We start from the raw sequence: 19,369 nt of genomic DNA on the forward strand, positions 1-19,369 counted from the left end.
CGGTTATTTATTTTGCTGGAAGTATTGACAATATTTCTATTTGAGATATTATTTAATGGGATGGAAGATAAAATTAGAAGAAAGGTTAAGGGTGGTGCAATGATGAGAGAGCAGACCGGATTGGAACCAGTTCAGGCGTGAATATTATAAAGAAAATAAGATAAGAGGAGGTATATTTTATGCAGCAAGCTATAGAATTAAGATGCGATGGTTTAACTTTAAGAGGTATGATTCATATTCCAGAACTAGGAAAAAGCAAATATCCTTTTGTTGCAATCTATCATGGATTCACAGGAAATAAGATGGAACCTCAGTTTATGTTTGTGCGTCTCTCAAGGGAATTGGAAAAAGCGGGTGTGGGAAGTGTGCGGTTTGATTTTTCCGGTTCGGGAGAAAGTGATGGGTTGTTCGAGGAGATGAGTGTTTCAAATGAAATTAAAGAGGCAAAGCATATCTTTAAATTTATGTCTGAGCTTGAATATGCTGACAAGAATAATTTATTTATGGTAGGCCTGAGTATGGGAGGGTTGGTTGCCAGCGTGGCCGCACCTGAAGTTGATAGGGTAAAGGCGCTGGTCCTTTGGGCGCCGGCAGGGAATATGGCAGAAATTGCAGAATATGCTTCCCAAAAAAATGAATATTATGTAGATGAAAAAGGCAGGATAGACATTGGAGGTTTATGGTTAGGGCCGCATTTTCTTGAGGACGTAAAGGGTATTGATGTATATGGAAGGGCTGTTCATTATAAAGGTGATGTATTGCTTGTTCATGGAACTGCAGATGCTACTGTACCTATACAGGCTTCATATAAATATAAGGAAACTTATGGGGAAAAGGCCCAGTTGATTGAAATTGAAGGTGCCGACCATACATTTCAGAGAATGGACTGGAAGAATGAATTAATCGATACGACTATAGACTTTATAGCTAGACATACATAAGAGAGTATTACAAGGATTATTTGATGCTATTTTTCTTATTACTATAGGGAGATATAAAATAAAGAAATGGGAGGAGTTGCAGTGGGCATTACTTCCATTTCTTTATTTTGGCTTTAGATTACTTGCGTCTCAATTCCTTAATGTTTGATAAGTAATATTGTTCCTCTCTAATCATATGATCTGGAAAAAGAGGTTTGAGCGTGCTCATAGCTTTACATTTTTTTCTTAAATCCCGTATTTTACTTAAAAAATGTATAAAATCTTCAATATTTTTTTCAACTTGCTCATTTAGCCATTCCAGAGAACCATTATTGAGATTGGTCCTTTCAAGCATTTGACCTAACTCTGTAGCCTTAATAAATAAATGTTCAAAAGTATTTTTAAAATTTTCAGCTTCCTTTATAAGTATAGTTTCGGTTGCATCCAGGTCGGATGCTATTGCTGCAGCATGACCGGCAGCATCTGGAAGCCATATTTTATGCAAAAGTATGTTTCCGGCAGTTGTGTTTCTAGGTATATTTGTCTGAATCATACACAGTGTCCGATAAAATTCCATGGCTTCATTGATCATATGGTTAATGAAAGTAGGTGGTAAGCCGAGCTCTATATCACACTCAAGCAGCTTTCTCACAAGCAAGCGTTTATAGTTTATAAAATTTACCAAAACAGGAATAACACGGCTGATGAGTTCTTTTACAGCCGGACAGGTGGGCTTTTCTAATAGCTTTTCCGCTTCATTTCTTAATGAGATGAAGGCATTTTTAAAATATTGCGATGTTATTATATATTGAGGTTCCCTTGAAGATAAAGTAATGAGTTGAAATTCGCCGTGATCTCTCATAATACCTGACCAAAAAAATATCTCCTGAGCAGCATTAGACATAAAACATCCCTCCACAAAATTTTTGTTATATAATACATGATATGTATAAAATGCCATAATTTGTTACTATGCAGGATTAAAAAATCCATTACCCCAATAGTAAGATTTTTAAAAGGAAATAAGTTGACATACCGGAATAATGTGATACAATGAATATATACCCTACCCGGAGTAGGGTGGGTTATCGGTTTTAAAATTGGTTAACTATAAAAAATTAAAAGTATATAACGAAAGGAATGATTTATATGTCAAAGAAAATCTATATTGAAGGAATGAGCTGCGGGCATTGTGTCAGTCATGTTAAGGAAGCTTTGAAAGAAATAAATGGTGTAGGTTCAGTGTCGGTAAGCTTAGAAGGTAAATTTGCAACAGTAGAATTAACCGATGAAGTAAGTGATAATGCTTTAAAGGCAGCTATAGAAGAGGCTGGATATGAGGTTACAAAAATAGAATAGGAGAAAATATATGGTAAGTCAGGATAAACAAATACTTAACCTGTTAAAGACATCCAGAGGCCAGCTGGAAGGTATAATAAAAATGGTAGAAGACGGCCGGTACTGTGTAGATATATCAAAGCAAATACTGGCAGTGCAAGCTCTATTAAAAAAAGCAAATTTGAAAATATTAGACAACCATATTAAAAGCTGTGTAAAACAAGCATTTGCTGAAGGACAAGGTGATGAAAAGGTAGATGAGATAATTGAAATAATAGATAAATATGTAAAATAAGTTCACGGTTCACAGTTATCAGTCCGTAGTAACTATAGAATGGACAATGGCAATCAACTGTGAACTGTTTTTTTGGTCTATATTAGTAATTGTAGGTAACAATTAATCACATAATATTATAGCGGGAATTGCAATTATATTTTCATTATTCCAACTTTATGCTTCCTTGTCCGGTATGATTCCAGAACGGCTCTTGCGTGCTATACATCTGGGATTTGTATTATTACTGGCATTTTTGCTCTACCCTGCTATAAAATCCATGTCAAGAAGAGAAATGCACTGGATGGATGTTGTATTAGGCGTATTAGGTGCAGGGGTTGCCAGCTATATTGTATGGAATTACAGGGCGCTTATTGACAGTTGGCTGAAGCACTGGGGATGCCATATATTGAAGTTGCAAAAGCTGCTGTAATTCCAGCTTTACTGTATTTTACAGGAATATGGATTATGATTCATTTTGAAGCTAAAAAGCTGGGAATGAGAGGACTTAGCAAAGACGAACTTCCTAAGATCTGGGATGTTTTAAGAGAGAGGGCACCTATTTAGACCGCTTATTGCCATTATTTACTTTTTGGTAGAGGGTTCTACGCCAATGAGAGCTGCTCTGTATGGTATTTTGTTTTCTATTATAGCAAGCATGCTTAAGAACAGTACTAGAATGAGCTTTAGGGATTTTATGGATGCTCTTGAGATGGGAGCAAGAAATATCATAGGGGTTGCTATTGCCTGTGCTGCAGCAGGAATTATTATTGGAGTGGTAACTTTAACCGGATTGGGATTAAAGATGGCTTCCGGGCTTCTAGGGCTTTCCGGAAGTATAAAGATCCTCACTCTGTTCTTCACCATGGTGGCCTCTCTTGTGTTGGGAATGGGTGCCCCAACTACAGCAAACTATATTATTACCTCCACCATCACTGCTCCTGCGGTCATGCAGTTGGGAGTACCTGCATTAGCAGCCCATATGTTTGCTTTCTATTTTGGAATTGCAGCAGATATTACCCCGCCGGTAGCTTTAGCTGTTTATGCTGGTTCAGCCATTGCAAAGAGTGATCCTCTGAAGACAGGTATACAAGCCACAAAATTAGCTATTGCTGCTTTCTTGATACCATATATATTTGCGTATAATCCGGCTCTATTGTTAATCAATACCACACCTCTTCAGGTGGTGCAGATTGTTATTACATCGCTCATTGGTATGGTTGGAATAGGGGCAGCTATGGAAGGATATTTATTAACACATACCGGCAAAATTGAGCGTGTTATCCTCCTGGTAGGCGGACTCTTGCTAATCGATCCTGGCTTGATTACAGATATTGCAGGAATTGGTTCCATCGTTGCTGTATTCTTATATCAGATGAAAAAAGTAAGAAGCAGCAGACAGATGACAGTGATAAGTGAATAATAAATATTAAATATTAAATATTAGATAAACCCAAAAATACCATCTATTTAAATAGATGGTATTTTTGGGTTTGCCTTATTTTCTTATTTTATATGTTATGTTGAAAGCTCAAAAACAGTATGATATAATATACAAAAAATACCAAAAGAGGTGTTACAGGTGGGTTTGGGTAAGATTATTCATGATATTATAGGAATGATTAAGAAACTAGTAAAAACCTCTAATGCAATACTTGCAAGTATTTTTAGCCCTGGAAGTTGCATAAGAAATATAAGTATTCAGACAAGGCTCTTGAGTTCATTTTTTGTTTTTTCATTAATTCCACTTTTAATTACAGGTACCTTCTCTTATTACATGTCAAGCAGCGCTATAAAAGCTAAAATAAGTACATATTCACTTCAGATAATGAAACAAATAAGCAAAAATATCCAAAGAGAAATAAACAAATTTGAGAATGACAGTATAGAAATCCAGTTCTCAGATATTGTTCAAGATGCATTAAAAAGATATGACAAGATGGGCCAATGGGAAAAAAAAGATTTGGAAAGTTCGTTGAAGGATATAATTATTAAGAAGTTTTCATCTCTTTATGACGTTTCGGATGTACTGATTTATACAAACAATGTGGACAAGATTATTGCATATGGAAATGATTTATATATTTTAAAACTCAAGCCCGAATATTTAAATATGATTTTAAACGATGCATTAGAAAAAAAAGGAGTACCTGTTTGGACTGCGGCTAATTTAGACCATGAGATGCATTACCTGAATAATATTTATGATAGCAACGAGAGAAATGGTATATTGTTGTGCAGAAGTATAAGGGATATTGCAGATGGCGAACAGATAGGATATATCCTTATGAGAGTACATGAAAAATATTTTTCAAATATCTACAGGGATATTGATATTGGTAAAGATTCGTTAATTTTTGTTTTGAATTCTAATGGGTGGGTAATATCAAGTCCTTATCCTGATATGGAGGTGGCGAAAGAATATAAACATCAGGAATTGTTAAGTGAATTAAAATATCATCAGCAGAAAGGAGAAGGAATCTTTAACAAAAGTATTGATAATAACAACTATCTGGTTGCTTTTTCACACGTAGAAAATACAGACTGGTATGTTGTTAGCTTAATTCCATATGCTTATCTCACTGCTGAAGCGAGAAGGGTTGGGTTGTATACTGTAATTGTCAGTATGGCATGCTTAATTTTGGCTATATCACTTTCCTTTCTAATATCAAAAAGTATATCGGTTCCTTTAAAAAGGCTTATTCACTCAATGAACGAGATGAAGGAAGGAAATCTTTCAATTAGTATTGAAGACAAAAGTAAGGATGAAATTTCAAAAGTTACAAATAACTTCAACATGATGGTTGAAGAGATAAAAACACTTTTAAGAAATGTGGAAATGAAAGAAAGACAGAAAAGAATTGCTGAATTGAAAGCTTTGCAAGCGCAAATTAATCCACATTTTCTATCTAATACGTTAAATAATGTCCGGTGGCTGGCTCGTATACAAAATGCTGATAACATAGAAAAACTTATTACTTCGTTAATTTATCTTCTTCATGGAAGTATGGGGAAAGGTGACGAACTAATAACCGTTATGGAAGAAATCAATTATTTAAAAAATTATATTACTATACAAGAATATAGATATTATGATAAGTTTAAAGTGTCATTTAAGATAGAAGAAGAAGTGCTTAACTATAAAATATTAAGATTTGTACTGCAGCCAATATTGGAAAATTCTATTATTCATGGAATAGAGCCTATGAATGGACAAGGTTTAATTGTCATAAAAGCATTTACAGATGCCGATCATTTGAAAATAACAGTCACAGATAATGGTGTGGGAATTCCCAAAGAAAAATTGGAGGGCACTTTATCTCATGATCCTTATACAAGAAGATCAAGATTTAATGGTATGGGCTTAGCAAATGTTGAAGAAAGAATTAAATTGTTTTTCGGGCCGCAATATGGTATTTTTATCCAAAGCATACCGGATTTCTATACAACTGTAGAAATAATACTGCCAATCATTAAGAAGGAAGGTGGCTTAGAAAATGCTCAAGGTATTAATAGTTGATGATGATATTCTTTCACGTGCCAATCTTAAAAGTCTGTTGGATTGGGGTAAACATGGATTTGAAATCTGCGGAGAAGCAAGTAATGGGCAAATTGCAGTAAACATGATTGATAAAATGATACCCGATATTGTAATTACAGATATAAGCATGCCTGTTATGGATGGTATAGAGCTCATTGAATATATTGAGCGTAAATATGTAGAAATAAAAGTTATTGCATTAAGTGGTTATAATGATTTTGACTATGTAAGACAAAGTATGAAAAAAGGTGCCGTTGATTATATACTTAAACATGAACTTGATTCTAAAATTTTAATTAACGCTTTGGAAATGGCCCGTTACAATATTCTAAGCGGGAGGAGTGAATTACATAGGAAACAACAATTGGAAATTGAGCTTGCTTCTGCCAAGCCCATACTCAAGAATAACTTCATAAAGCAGTTAATCTATGGGGAAATAGTTGATAAAAACAGAATAGAGAGAGAAGTTAAAACACTTGATATAAATATGGAAACAACAAATCTAACCATCATTGCGGTAGAAATTGACGACTACTCATTTTTAGAGGAAAAGTATGCTGCTATTTCTGAAATAAATAAGTTTACCAAAGCATTTTTAGACATATGCCAGGGGGTTTTAAATGACTGGGGAAAGGCTGTAATATCCCATGTGGAAAAAGGAAAATTTGTTATAATTCTTTCTTTGGGGAGAGTATACAGTTTATTATATGTCTACAATAGTATCAATGCCGTAATAGAACAGATAAGGAGTAGCATAAAAAGATATCTAAATATTACTGCTTGTTTTGGCATTAGTGAAATCTGTAATGATATAGAAAAGATACGTATCTATTATAAAGACGCTGAAGAAAAGTTAAAAATAAAATTTTATCAGGGAAAAGACAAAATACTTAGAGAAAAGAGTACAGGGCATGTTGACGACAATTTTACCAACCTTGATTTAAATGATGAGCAAAATATTATTCTTAGTGTTAAATCTTTTGATTTCTTGAAAGTCAAAGAATATATAGATTTGATTTTTAAGAGAATTATAAACAGCAAAATGAATAATAAGTCCACGCAGATGATTGTAATTGAACTTATTAACATTGTAAACAGGATAGCGAGAGAATCGGCAATTGATATCAATCTTATTTATTCACAAAATGACATACCTTATTTAAAATTTCAAAAGTATGATACGATATACGATATAAAAAACTGGATTGAGGATATTTTTGAAAAACTTATCAATGAATTGAAGTCGCAACAGATCGATGAAATATATACTGATATTACAAAAAAAGCGATAGAATACATTCATGCTAATTATCAGAGAAACATTTCTCTTAATGAGGTTGCCGAGTATATTGGTATTAACAGTTCATACTTAAGTAGAGTATTTAAGGAAGATTGTGGGAAAGGTTTTGTGGAATATTTAAATATGCGTAGAGTCGAAAAGGCCAGGTTATTAATTGAAATGGGAAATTTCAAACTAAAGGAAATTGTAAAAGAAGTGGGCTTTAGCAATTATAATTATTTCTTTAAGGTCTTTAAGGAAATCTTAGGTATGACTCCACAGGAATATGAATCTTCATTAAAAAAAATGTAGTAAATGTAAAAAAAATATAATGATTTATGAGTAATATTATAAAAATATTATAATGAATGTAAAAAAAGTTGAGTACGCTACGATGGTCTTATATTGTATAATTTTAACAAAAGATAATGTATGAATTGAAAACAGTAATTTATACATTGTCCATAATAAAATTGTACTTTTTGACGTCAAAGGTATAGTTTTAAGCAAAATAAAAAATAGGGGGCATTTAGATGAAAAGAACTTTATGTGTTATTATGGCTGCAGTACTTTTCTTTAGTATTGCTTTGACAGGATGTGGCTCAGCACCAAAACAGCCTGCTAATCAGGCTCAATCCTCTAATTCTGCACAGCAGGAAACACAACAAAAGAAGGAAGAACTCAAAAAGACAACACAATTTTCTTTTTGGACATTCCAGGCACTACATCAGCAGTTTATTGATGATGCGGTAGCAAGCTGGAACAAGACAAATGAAAACAAGCCTATAGCAATCAAAACGGATGTATACCCTTATGACGAGATGCACAATAAATTGTTGATTGCTTTACAATCGGGAACAGGTGCACCGGATATTGTAGACATAGAAATTAGCAAGTACTCGAATTATTTAAAGGGAAAAAATCCTGCCCTCGTACCATTAAATAAAATTGTTGAACCTGAATTAGATAAGATGATCAAAGCAAGATTTGATAACTATGCAAAAGACGGTAAGTATTACGGGATTGACTATCACGTTGGTGCAGCTGTCATGTATTATAACAAGGAAATCCTAGATAAAGCCGGCGTAAATGCTGATGATATTAAGACCTGGAGCGATTATGTTGCTGCCGGCAAAAAAGTTGCAGCAGCAGCAGGGGTACCAATGACCACCATTGAAGTAACAGATCAGTGGACATTCCATCCGATGATCAGCCAGCAAGGTTCTGATTATTTAGATAAAGATGGAAATCCAATCCTGGATAATGAAATAAATATTAAGACGCTTCAATTTCTAAAAGATATGATCTATACCGATAAGATTGCAATTCCCACTCCGGGTGGGCATCACCACACAGAAGAATACTATGCGTTTATGAATAAAGGCGGCGCCGCGTCGGTATTAATGCCCATTTGGTATATGGGTAGATTTGTCCAGTATATGCCGGATTTGAAAGGAAAGATTATCGTTAGACCATTACCTAAATGGAAGGATGACGGATTCAGATCCGCAGGGATGGGAGGAACAGGTACATCTATCACTGTTCAATGTAAAAATGTTGATCTTGCGATGGAATTTTTAAACTTTGCTAAGCTTTCAAAGGAAGGCGCCAAAAAGACATGGACAGTTTTAGGATTTGATCCTATCCGGTGGGATGTTTGGGAAGATCCTGAAATGAAGGCAGATAACAAATATACTGATTATTTCGGGAAAGGTATTTTTGATATGCTTATGCAAATTAAAGATGAGATCAATTCTATAAATGTTGGTGAGAAGTTCCCGGCTGCTGCTGCGGCAGTGAAAAAGGATGTAATGTTCAAAGCTTTGAAGGAACAAAGCTTAACTCCTGAGCAATCTTTAAAAGCCACAGCGGAAGAACTGCGTAAAAAATAAGATTTCACTAGTGTTGTTGATTAATTAGGAGTAAAAGATTCAACTGGAGTGCCAGTTGAATCTTTTACTCCAAAGGGGGAGTATCAGTGTTGAGTAGTGTACCGCAAACAGACACTATAACAATTAAATATAATAGAAAGAAAAACATATTCTATTCAGATAAAGTAGTACCATATATTTTCGTTTTGCCTTTTATAATCTCATTTTTGACTTTTTATCTTTATTCTATTATATCAACCATTATGATGAGTTTTCAGACCATTTCAGGTCTGAATGATGTGGAATTTGTAGGGCTTAAAAATTATATGAATCTTAATAACCCGCACTTTTTTAATGCTTTAACGGTTAGCGCAAAATATACTTTTTTTACGCTTTTGGTTTTAATTCCATTACCTATGTTGTTAGCGGTTGTCCTAAATAGCAAAATGACGATAGGACGAAATTTCTTCAGGTCAACACTTTTCATACCTGCATTGACTTCAGTCATTGTAGCAGGTATCTTTTTCAGATATTCGTTTGGTGAGCAGGAAACGACTTTGGCAAATGCAATTATTAAGTCATTTGGGATTGGACCAATCGTTTGGCTGCAATCAAAGAGTACAGCTATATTTATTCTCGTTGTTTTGGCAACATGGAGATGGCTTGGTGTAAATATTGTTTATTTTTTATCAGGATTACAGGGAATTTCATCAGAACTCTACGAATCTGCTGAAATTGATGGTGCTAACACCATTGATAAGTTTTTTAAAATTACCATTCCTTGTCTAAAGCCAGTTATCATTTATGTGGTAACTATAAGTGTCTACGCTGGATTCGCAATGTTTGCCGAATCATTTGCTTATTGGCGGTCAACACCTCCGGGAGATATTGGACTTACTTTAGTAGGATATATTTATCAGGAGGGTTTTAACAATAATGACTTGGGATTTGCTTCAGCGATAGGTATAACGCTGCTTGCCATTGTTTTTGTACTGAACCTTATCCAATTGACACTATTCGGATTTTTTAAAAAGGAGAGTGATTAAGGATGAAAATGAAATCAACGCGCAAAAAGAATAGAATTATTACTATTACTAACTTGATCATTCTTTCACTATTTAGCGTTATAGCCCTTGCTCCTTTTTATTTTATGTTTGTGTCCTCTTTTAAGCCCGGTGAAGAGCTATTAAGAAATGGAATTAATGTAAACATTCAGCCTCAAATAATGAGCATCAAAAATTATGTTTTGTTGTTTACCGATGAAAGCAGTTTGTATTTACATTGGTATAAAAATAGTATCATTATAACGCTTCTTCATACGGTACTTGCATTATTTTTAACGTCAATGGTGGGTTATGGTCTTGCCGTATATAATTTTAAAGGTAGAAACCTTATTTTTACGGTTGTTCTAGTTGTAATGATGATTCCTATAGAGATCTTGATATTACCACTTTACAAGCTAATGGTTTCTTTAAAGCTCATTAATACCTACTTTGGCGTTGTACTGCCCTTTGTAGTCTCTCCGTTTGCAGTCTTCTTTTTTAGACAATATGCGGTAGGGCTGCCAAAAGATTATTTGGATGCAGGAAGAATTGATGGGTGCAGTGAATTTGGAATATATTTTAGAATTATGATGCCACTTATGCTGCCAGCTTTCGGGGCAATGGTAATTCTTCAGGCAATGTCTAGCTGGAATAGTTTTATATGGCCGCTAATTGTTTTAAGAACAAATGAGATGCTTACTATCCCTATAGGACTTGCCTCGTTGATTACACCATATGGTAACAATTATGATATGCTGATGCCCGGGGCGGTAATGTCCATTGTTCCTATTTTAATAATATTCCTTCTCAATCAGAAAGCATTTATCTCCGGATTAACTGTCGGTGGAGTAAAAGGATGAAAAGCAAGTACTCTCTTAAAAATGATGAATTCTAATACTATAAAAACTTGGGGGATTGATTATGAAAAATACAAAGTGTATCGTTGATAAAAACTATGTGATTGATAAAATAGATAACCGTATTTATGGCTCGTTTATAGAACATCTGGGAAGAGCTGTATACACAGGAATATATGAACCGGGGCATCCAGCTGCCGATGAATATGGCTTCAGAAAAGATGTAATTGAACTTGTTAAGGAGCTAAATGTGCCAATTGTAAGATATCCCGGCGGCAATTTTGTTTCGGGTTATAATTGGACGGATGGAATAGGTCCAAAGGCAGAAAGGCCGAGAAGACTGGAACTTGCCTGGTACTCAATAGAAACAAATGAGATGGGGATTGATGAATTTGCCGATTGGAGTAAAAAAGCAAATACAGAAATAATGGCTGCTGTTAATTTGGGTACAGGAACACCGCAAGAAGCAGGCAATATGGTTGAATACTGTAACCATCCTTCGGGAACATACTGGAGTGATTTAAGAAGAAAGTATGGACATAATGATCCGTACAATATAAAAGTGTGGTGCCTAGGGAATGAGATGGATGGACCATGGCAAATTTGCCACTTGTCTGCTGATGACTATGGCAAAAAAGCATTAGAAGCAGCTAAAATCATGAAATGGGTTGACCCGACAATTGAGTTGGTTGCTTGCGGCAGTTCAAACTCAAAAATGCCTACATATCCTGAGTGGGATAGAGTGGTATTGGAGCATTTATATGATAAGGTGGATTATATCTCAATGCATAGGTATTACTATGAAGGGGAAAATGGCGGAACTACCGAAGATTTTCTTGCTTCATTTGTTGATATGGACAGATTCATACATACCATTGCTTCTGTTATTGATTATGTAAAAGCGAAGAATCGCAGCAGCAAAACATTAAAAATCTCCTTTGATGAGTGGAATGTATGGTATCAGAATAAAAGGACACGATACCCCTGGGAGATTGCTCCTCCAATTCTTGAAGATAACTATTCATTATTAGATGCCCTTGTTGTAGGTGGTTTGATGTGTACACTGGTGAATAGTGCAGATAAGGTAAAAATGGCTTGCCTTGCACAGCTTGTCAATGTCATTGCACCTATTTTTACAGAGAAGGGCGGTAGGTCCATCAGGCAAACAATTTTCTATCCATTTAAGCAAGTTTCAAATTATGCAAGAGGTGTTGCATTAAAACCGATTATCACAACTCCAAAATTTGAAACGGCTCTTTACGGTGATGCTCCAACTGTTCAAATGTCTGTCACTTTTGATGAAGAAAATGACAGTGTTTGCGTATTTGCACTTAACTGTGATAGAAACGAAGATATGCAGTTGTCACTGGACCTGCGCTCATTCGGAAATATAAAAATTGTTGAACATGTTGTTTTAGATGGAGAGGACCTTTATGCAACAAATACCTTTGATAATCCTGAAAATATAAAGCCTAGAAACATGGAATTACCAAAAGATGATAACAATACATATGATATTTGTTTGCCTAAGACTTCATGGAACATGATAAGATTTTCAACACGGTGATGCTTGTTTTTAATAACTAAAAATTACACATGTATGTTCTTAATAAAAATAAACAGAGGGAATTTTTAGAATAAAATATCCTTCTGTTTAATTCTTTTGTTTCAAGATTAAGGCTATTGTATGAGTCATTTTTAGTAACAAAATGTATTTGAAGCTGATAAGTGTTTAATACATTTCTTTATAGCAAATACAGTTTAGGGGTGAAGGTTTATGATGTAGCGGATAGAGGAGTATAAATATTGGCTGATATCGTATCTCAAAAGGTGATATGCTATATGAAATAATAAAGATATAACACAATGTTTAATATTTAACATTTGGGGTATATAGATAATATGGTAATGTAGAAAATAACTATTGAGATTGAGATGAAGTATGATGAAGTATTATGTATGATAGTAAAAAGGATTTGGTTTTAAATTAATCTCAATCTTAATCTTAATCTGTATCTATGGAGGATATTTTATCATGAAAAAATCGGATATTGGATTAGTCGGATTAGCAGTTATGGGTCAAAACCTTGTATTGAATATGGCCCGCAATGGTTACAGGGTATCAGTATACAACAGGACTCTGTCAAAAATAGATGAATTTATGAATGAGACGGCTCGGGGAAAAGAGAATATCGTACCAGCCTATTCATTAGAAGATTTTGTGGAATCCTTGGAAAGACCCAGAAAGGTTTTCTTGATGGTTAAGTCCGGGGCAGCAGTGGATGCGATGATACAGGTCCTTATTCCTCATTTAGAGAAGGGTGATATCATTATTGATGGAGGAAATTCTTTTTTTAAGGATACCATGCGAAGAGAAGAGGAGTTAAGCAAGCTGGGGATATTCTATCTTGGAGTGGGTGTTTCCGGCGGCGAGGAAGGTGCATTGAATGGCCCTAGTATAATGCCTGGGGGCAATCGATCGGCATGGGACAAAGTAGAAAAGATTTTGACAGATATTTCAGCTAAGGTAGATGATGGTATACCCTGCTGCAGTTATATTGGACCTAATGGGGCAGGTCATTATGTAAAAATGGTCCACAATGGTATTGAATATGGAGATATGCAGCTTATTGCCGAGGCATATTACTTGATAAAAAACCTTCTTAATATGCCGGCACAGGAAATAAAAGATGTTTTTGCAAAATGGAACAGCGAGGAATTGAATTCTTACCTCATAGCAATTACTGCTGATATCCTGGGTAAGGTGGATGAGCTGACAGGAAAACCTTTGGTAGATGTTATTCTGGATACGGCACAACAAAAAGGGACAGGTAAATGGACTTCCCAGGAAGCCTTGGATTTAGGGGTAAGTACTCCTACGATAGCAGAAGCGGTATTTGCCCGTAATATATCTGCAATAAAATCTGAACGGGTGAATGCTTCTAAAATTTTATCCGGGCCTGAAATAGAATTTAAAGGAAATAAGCAACAATTTATAGATGACATTAAAAAGGCTTTATATGCATCTAAAATTTGTTCCTATGCCCAGGGGTTTGCATTATTAAAAAAAGCATCGGAAGAATATTCATGGGATTTAAAACTGGGAAAAATAGCGTTGCTGTGGAGAGGTGGCTGTATTATCCGGGCCAGATTCTTAAATAAAATTAATGAGGCTTTTGATAGGAATCCTAAACTGGAAAACCTTCTTCTTGATCCATTTTTTAAAGAGGTTGTACATGAGTCACAGGACAGCTGGCGAAGGGTGGTAAGTGCTGCAGTAATGAATGGTATAGCTGTGCCCGCTTTTAGTTCTGCCCTGAACTATTTTGATTCTTATAGAAGTGAATTCCTGCCTGCTAATTTACTTCAGGCCCAGCGGGATTATTTTGGTGCGCATACATATCAGAGAATTGATAGGGAAGGCGTATTTCATACTGAATGGGTAGATTTAATATAAAATTACTATTATAAAACTCCAACCGGCGCATATTTAATACAGATTAACTACAAAAATTCCACCCGAAAGGGTGTTTTTTTGTTGCCTATATAAATAACACTAAATATATTACATTCATTGTCACGGGCAAGTAGCATCATGTATGGAATGTTGCAGCCGGAAAATCGCCATGGACGGTGATTTTAGGTTTATCCCGGCACGGATGCCGGTATAAGCCGACGGCAAAACATGGAATACATGATGCTGCTTGTCCTCAATGTATCATTTCAGAACAATAGATGCGTGCTAACGCTTTTTATTTAAAATGACATCCCTAAGTTAATTATTGAAAGAAAATAAAAGAGATATGGATTTAATGCTATAAAATAAAAAAATTAAGGCAATAATATAGAAAAATAGTGAATTATAATGTTTGCTATAGAAAAATAGATTATATATTATTATTAATGTGATTAGCACTCACGAGCGGTGAGTGCTAATAAAAAAGAAGTTAATTAATTATTACATAATTTAATCTAAGGAGGTATATACATGACTATTAAGCCTTTAGCAGACAGAGTAGTTATCAAAATGCTGGAGAGTGAAGAAACAACAAAGAGCGGTATTGTATTACCGGGTACAGCAAAGGAAAAACCACAGATGGCTGAAGTTGTATCGGTAGGTCCTGGCGGTATAGTAGATGGTAAAGAAGTAAAGATGGAATTAGCCGTGGGAGATAAGGTAATCATTAGCAAATACGCTGGTACCGAAGTAAAAATTGATGGACAAGAATACACTATCTTAAGACAGAGCGATGTACTTGCTAAGGTTGAATAATTAATATTTAAACTAGACTATTGAAAAGACTATTGAAAATGATCTCAAATAATTAAGGGAGGGTAATACATATGGCAAAACAGATTTTATTTGGTGAAGAAGCTAGACGAGCTCTTGAAAGAGGCGTTAACCAGTTAGCAGATACAGTAAAAATTACTTTAGGACCAAAAGGAAGAAACGTTGTTCTTGATAAGAAATTTGGTTCTCCGTTAATTACAAACGATGGTGTTACCATTGCGAAGGAAATTGAGTTAGAAGATGCTTTTGAAAATATGGGTGCGCAGCTTGTAAAAGAAGTTGCAACCAAGACGAATGATGTAGCCGGAGACGGTACTACTACAGCTACCCTTTTAGCGCAGGCTCTTATCAGAGAGGGTTTAAAGAATGTTGCTGCCGGTGCTAATCCAATGATTGTTAAAAAAGGTATTGCAAAAGCTGTAGATGCAGCTGTTGAAAGCATCAAAGCCAACAGCGCAAAAATCAAAGGAAAAGAAGATATTGCAAGAGTTGCAGCTATTTCTGCTGCAGATGAAACCATTGGCAACTTAATCGCCGATGCAATGGAAAAAGTTACAAATGATGGTGTTATTACTGTAGAAGAATCCAAGACTGCAGAAACTTACTCTGAAGTTGTAGAAGGTATGCAGTTCGACAGGGGATACATTTCTCCATACATGATTACCGACACTGAAAAAATGGAAGCTGTTCTTGAAGATCCTTATATCCTGATCACTGATAAAAAAATCAGCAATATCCAGGATATCTTACCAATTCTCGAACAAATTGTTCAACAAGGCAAAAAACTTGTTATCATTGCTGAAGATGTTGAGGGTGAAGCTCTTGCTACATTAGTAGTAAACAAATTGAGAGGAACCTTTACTTGTGTAGCTGTTAAAGCTCCTGGATTCGGTGATAGAAGAAAGGCTATGTTACAGGATATTGCTATCCTGACGGGTGGAGAAGTTATTTCTGACGAATTAGGATTGGACCTCAAAGAAACTACTATTGCTCAACTTGGCAGAGCTAGACAGGTTAGAGTACAAAAAGAAAATACTATCATTGTTGATGGTGCCGGTTCTCAAGAAGAAATCAAAAGCAGAATTGCGCAAATCAAAGCTCAAATCGAAGAAACTACTTCTGATTTCGATAGAGAAAAATTACAAGAAAGACTTGCTAAATTATCTGGTGGCGTAGCTGTCATCAAGGTTGGTGCTGCTACTGAAACAGAAATGAAAGAAAAGAAGTTGAGAATTGAAGATGCTCTCGCTGCTACAAGAGCTGCTGTTGAAGAAGGTATTGTAGCTGGTGGCGGTACTGCGTATATTAATGCATTAGCCACGGTTGAAAAACTTCTTGATACAGCAGAAGGCGATGAAAAGACTGGTGTTAGGATCGTTCTTAAAGCTCTTGAAGAGCCGGTAAGACAGATCGCTGCCAATGCAGGTTTGGAAGGTTCTGTAATCGTAGAAAAGATTAAGAACAGCCCGGTTGGAGTCGGCTTCAATGCACTTACTGAGCAATATGTGAATATGGTTGACGCAGGTATCGTAGACCCAACCAAAGTTACTCGCTCTGCATTACAGAATGCTGCAAGCGTAGCTGCTATGGTGCTCACTACTGAAAGTCTGGTTGCTGACAAACCGGAAAAAGAAGCTGCGCCAGCAGGCGGTGGAATGCCAGGCGGAATGGGCGGAATGTATTAATAAAGTGGGTAGTGATGAGTGGGTGGCGAGTAGTGCCGTTCATAGGCCCTACCGTTTATATAAAAAGGAACTCCTGGGGAACTGGGAGTTCTTTTTTGCGTTTAACAGTCATAAATATACTATAACTCTATATTAACTCGTTGCGATAGTTTAAATATGACCTTTCTCATCCAATACCTGCATTCATTTGCAAGTCATATAAAAAGTTATTGCAAAACATATATCCTATGTATTATAATCCCGAGTTTGACACTTGGCGAATACAAAAAGCCTGATAAGGCTTGATATTAAAGGGTTTCAGGCTTTTGATTAAATAAAAAATTTGCGTACTTTTTTAAAATCCTTGCTAATGCTGCATTTGCTGTCATTTAATAAATCGGCAGATATGATTTGAAAATTAAGATTAAAATAATAAAATCACTAGAAAGTACGCATTTTTAGAAAATCAAATTTGACACAAAAATGTGCTATTTTCAAGGCTTCGAGCACTGTTTGAAAAGTTGCAACTGTCAAAGACCCGCGTTTAACAGTCATAAATATACTATAACTCTATATTAACTCGTTGCGATAGTTTAAATATGACCTTTCTCATCCAATACCTGCATTCATTTGCAAGTCATATAAAAAGTTATTGCAAAACATATATCCTATGTATTATAATAAATGCAATAGTGCAGAAACAAATACTGGAAATTATTTGTATGTAAACGAAAGATACAATTTTCAAAGGAGGATGTATACATGGCAGGCAAAAGGGACCAATGGGGGACCAAAATTGGTTTTATCCTAGCAGCGATAGGGTCAGCAATCGGATTGGGCAATATCTGGAGATATCCATATATCGCCTATTCAAATGGGGGCGGTGCGTTCCTTATTCCTTACTTTTTTGCTCTATTTACTGCAGGTATCCCGCTGATGATACTTGAGTACAGTATAGGGCATAAGTTTAGAGGGGCCACCCCTGCAGCGCTTGCAAGGGCAAATAAAAAGTGGGAGTGGCTGGGATGGTGGCCAAGTGTTAATTCAATTGTTATACTCATCTATTATTCAATGATTTTGGGATGGGCGCTTAATTATGTTTTCCTTGCTTTTACAAGAGCATGGGGAGATGATCCTAACAAATATTTTTTTGGACAATTCCTGGGCCTTACCGACAGTCCATGGAATCTTGGGACAATGCAATGGCACATTTTAATTGCTATGGCGGTGATCTGGTTTGCGAACTGGTATATATGCTTTAAAGGTGTTTCCGATGGTATAGAAAAGGCGAACAAGGTTCTTTTACCAATGCTTTTTGTCATCATGATTATTATTGTCATTAGAGGTGTTACGCTGCCTGGTGCTGTTCAAGGCTTGGAAACACTTCTGCATCCTGACTGGAGCAAGGTACTGGATTTTAAAGTGTGGATTGCAGCCTATGGACAGATTTTCTTCTCTCTCAGCCTTGCAATGGGGGTCATGATGACCTATGCAAGCTATTTACCTAAAAAGACGGATATCGTTAACAGTGCTTTCTTCACTGCGCTGGCAAATTCCGGTTTTGAATTTCTTGCTGCTTTAGGCGTATTCAGTATCTTGGGATATATGGCGCATGTGCAGAATCTGCCTGTAGATAAAGTTGTTACCAGCAGTATCGGACTGGCTTTTGTTGTTTTCCCTCAGGGTATGAACATGATGCCAGGAATATTTAAAGTATTACTGGGAGTATTGTTTTTTGCAGGTCTCGTATTTGCAGGTATGACTTCCAGTGTATCCATGGTAGAAGCTTTCTCGGCTCCATTTATAGACAAATTCGGTATTCGCCGCAAGAAGATAGTTACCATTATATGCATAGGTGGTTTTGCTATTAGTACTTTATTTGCAACCGGAGCAGGATTGTTCTTCCTTGATATTATCGATAACTTTATCAACTCATTTGGTGCAGTTATCATAGGGCTTTCAGAAGCAATTGTTATAGGTTGGCTGTTCGGCACGCAAAAGGTAAGAGAACATGTAAATCCTATCTCCCATTATCCTGTGGGCAAGTGGTGGGATGTTACGGTTAAATTTGTTACGCCTGCCGTATTAATCTACATGCTTATCAATAATATCATTGAAAATATTAGCAAACCTTACGGCGGATATCCGATGAGTGCGGTAGTGATACTGGGCTGGTTGGTTGCAGCAGGTACGGTTGCAGCAGGATTGATTTTGGCTTCAAGGCCATGGGCAGAAAATACGCTTAATAATTATGAAGATTATGAAGCTGAGTAGGGCAAGATTAACGTTTA

The 19,369-nt window shown here is 35.8% G+C and carries 18 protein-coding genes; 17 read left to right on the plus strand and 1 reads right to left on the minus strand.

The window, feature by feature from the left end:
• Positions 1–12: 12 nt before the first annotated feature.
• Positions 13–141: a hypothetical protein gene (locus CIB29_RS19540; RefSeq protein ID WP_278335875.1), complete on the plus strand. Its 129-nt coding sequence runs from the start codon at positions 13–15 to the stop codon at positions 139–141.
• A gap of 38 nt (positions 142–179) precedes the next feature.
• The gene (locus CIB29_RS16865) at positions 180–941 is read left to right on the plus strand and encodes an alpha/beta hydrolase (protein ID WP_094551670.1); all 762 of its coding nucleotides are present in this window, start codon (positions 180–182) and stop codon (positions 939–941) included.
• 118 nt (positions 942–1,059) lie between these two features.
• Here the strand turns inward: CIB29_RS16865 and CIB29_RS16870 are convergent, their stop codons facing one another.
• Complete coding sequence (locus CIB29_RS16870) at positions 1,060–1,824, minus strand: DUF2935 domain-containing protein (RefSeq protein ID WP_198543958.1); 765 nt, start codon at positions 1,822–1,824, stop codon at positions 1,060–1,062.
• A 245-nt stretch (positions 1,825–2,069) separates the two neighbouring features.
• Here CIB29_RS16870 and CIB29_RS16875 point away from each other — a divergent pair, with 245 nt between their 5' ends.
• The 15 genes from CIB29_RS16875 to CIB29_RS16935 all read left to right on the plus strand — a co-directional run bounded on the left by CIB29_RS16875 (position 2,070) and on the right by CIB29_RS16935 (position 19,352).
• Positions 2,070–2,279 carry a heavy-metal-associated domain-containing protein gene (locus tag CIB29_RS16875; RefSeq protein WP_094551674.1) on the plus strand — a complete coding sequence of 70 codons (210 nt, stop codon included), beginning with the start codon at positions 2,070–2,072 and terminating at the stop codon, positions 2,277–2,279.
• A 10-nt stretch (positions 2,280–2,289) separates the two neighbouring features.
• Positions 2,290–2,553 (plus strand): metal-sensing transcriptional repressor, encoded by a 264-nt coding sequence (locus CIB29_RS16880; protein WP_094551676.1) that lies wholly within the window; start codon positions 2,290–2,292, stop codon positions 2,551–2,553.
• 193 nt (positions 2,554–2,746) lie between these two features.
• Positions 2,747–2,965, plus strand: a complete 219-nt coding sequence (locus CIB29_RS18735) for a hypothetical protein (RefSeq protein ID WP_157910352.1) — start codon at positions 2,747–2,749, stop codon at positions 2,963–2,965.
• Positions 2,932–3,099 (plus strand): TRAP transporter large permease subunit, encoded by a 168-nt coding sequence (locus tag CIB29_RS19545; protein WP_278335876.1) that lies wholly within the window; start codon positions 2,932–2,934, stop codon positions 3,097–3,099. Before CIB29_RS18735 ends, CIB29_RS19545 begins: the two co-directional genes overlap by 34 nt.
• A 46-nt stretch (positions 3,100–3,145) precedes the next feature.
• A complete protein-coding gene (locus CIB29_RS16885; protein WP_278335877.1) occupies positions 3,146–3,955 on the plus strand; it encodes a TRAP transporter large permease subunit in 810 nt (269 codons plus the stop codon).
• A 159-nt stretch (positions 3,956–4,114) separates the two neighbouring features.
• Positions 4,115–6,052, plus strand: coding sequence for a cache domain-containing sensor histidine kinase (locus tag CIB29_RS16890; RefSeq protein WP_242965315.1), 1,938 nt, complete (start codon positions 4,115–4,117; stop codon positions 6,050–6,052).
• Positions 6,030–7,664, plus strand: coding sequence for a response regulator transcription factor (locus tag CIB29_RS16895; protein WP_094551678.1), 1,635 nt, complete (start codon positions 6,030–6,032; stop codon positions 7,662–7,664). The genes CIB29_RS16890 and CIB29_RS16895 overlap by 23 nt, the downstream gene beginning before the upstream one ends.
• 221 nt (positions 7,665–7,885) lie before the next feature.
• A complete protein-coding gene (locus tag CIB29_RS16900; protein WP_094551680.1) occupies positions 7,886–9,244 on the plus strand; it encodes an ABC transporter substrate-binding protein in 1,359 nt (452 codons plus the stop codon).
• An 86-nt stretch (positions 9,245–9,330) separates the two neighbouring features.
• Positions 9,331–10,269 carry a carbohydrate ABC transporter permease gene (locus CIB29_RS16905; protein ID WP_341444445.1) on the plus strand — a complete coding sequence of 313 codons (939 nt, stop codon included), beginning with the start codon at positions 9,331–9,333 and terminating at the stop codon, positions 10,267–10,269.
• A gap of 2 nt (positions 10,270–10,271) precedes the next feature.
• Positions 10,272–11,126 (plus strand): carbohydrate ABC transporter permease, encoded by an 855-nt coding sequence (locus tag CIB29_RS16910; protein WP_278335878.1) that lies wholly within the window; start codon positions 10,272–10,274, stop codon positions 11,124–11,126.
• A 61-nt stretch (positions 11,127–11,187) separates the two neighbouring features.
• Entirely contained in the window at positions 11,188–12,690 is a 1,503-nt protein-coding gene (gene arfA / locus CIB29_RS16915) for an arabinosylfuranosidase ArfA (RefSeq protein ID WP_094551682.1), read from the plus strand.
• Positions 12,691–13,158: 468 nt separating this feature from the next.
• Positions 13,159–14,580, plus strand: coding sequence for an NADP-dependent phosphogluconate dehydrogenase (gene gndA / locus CIB29_RS16920; RefSeq protein WP_094551684.1), 1,422 nt, complete (start codon positions 13,159–13,161; stop codon positions 14,578–14,580).
• A gap of 531 nt (positions 14,581–15,111) precedes the next feature.
• Positions 15,112–15,396 carry a co-chaperone GroES gene (locus tag CIB29_RS16925; RefSeq protein ID WP_094551686.1) on the plus strand — a complete coding sequence of 95 codons (285 nt, stop codon included), beginning with the start codon at positions 15,112–15,114 and terminating at the stop codon, positions 15,394–15,396.
• A gap of 71 nt (positions 15,397–15,467) precedes the next feature.
• Positions 15,468–17,099, plus strand: a complete 1,632-nt coding sequence (groL, locus tag CIB29_RS16930) for a chaperonin GroEL (RefSeq protein WP_094551688.1) — start codon at positions 15,468–15,470, stop codon at positions 17,097–17,099.
• Between the two features lie 741 nt (positions 17,100–17,840).
• Positions 17,841–19,352: a sodium-dependent transporter gene (locus CIB29_RS16935; protein WP_094551689.1), complete on the plus strand. Its 1,512-nt coding sequence runs from the start codon at positions 17,841–17,843 to the stop codon at positions 19,350–19,352.
• Positions 19,353–19,369: the final 17 nt, after the last annotated feature.

The sequence above is a fragment of the Petroclostridium xylanilyticum genome (assembly GCF_002252565.1).
Classification (GTDB): domain Bacteria; phylum Bacillota; class Clostridia; order SK-Y3; family SK-Y3; genus Petroclostridium; species Petroclostridium xylanilyticum.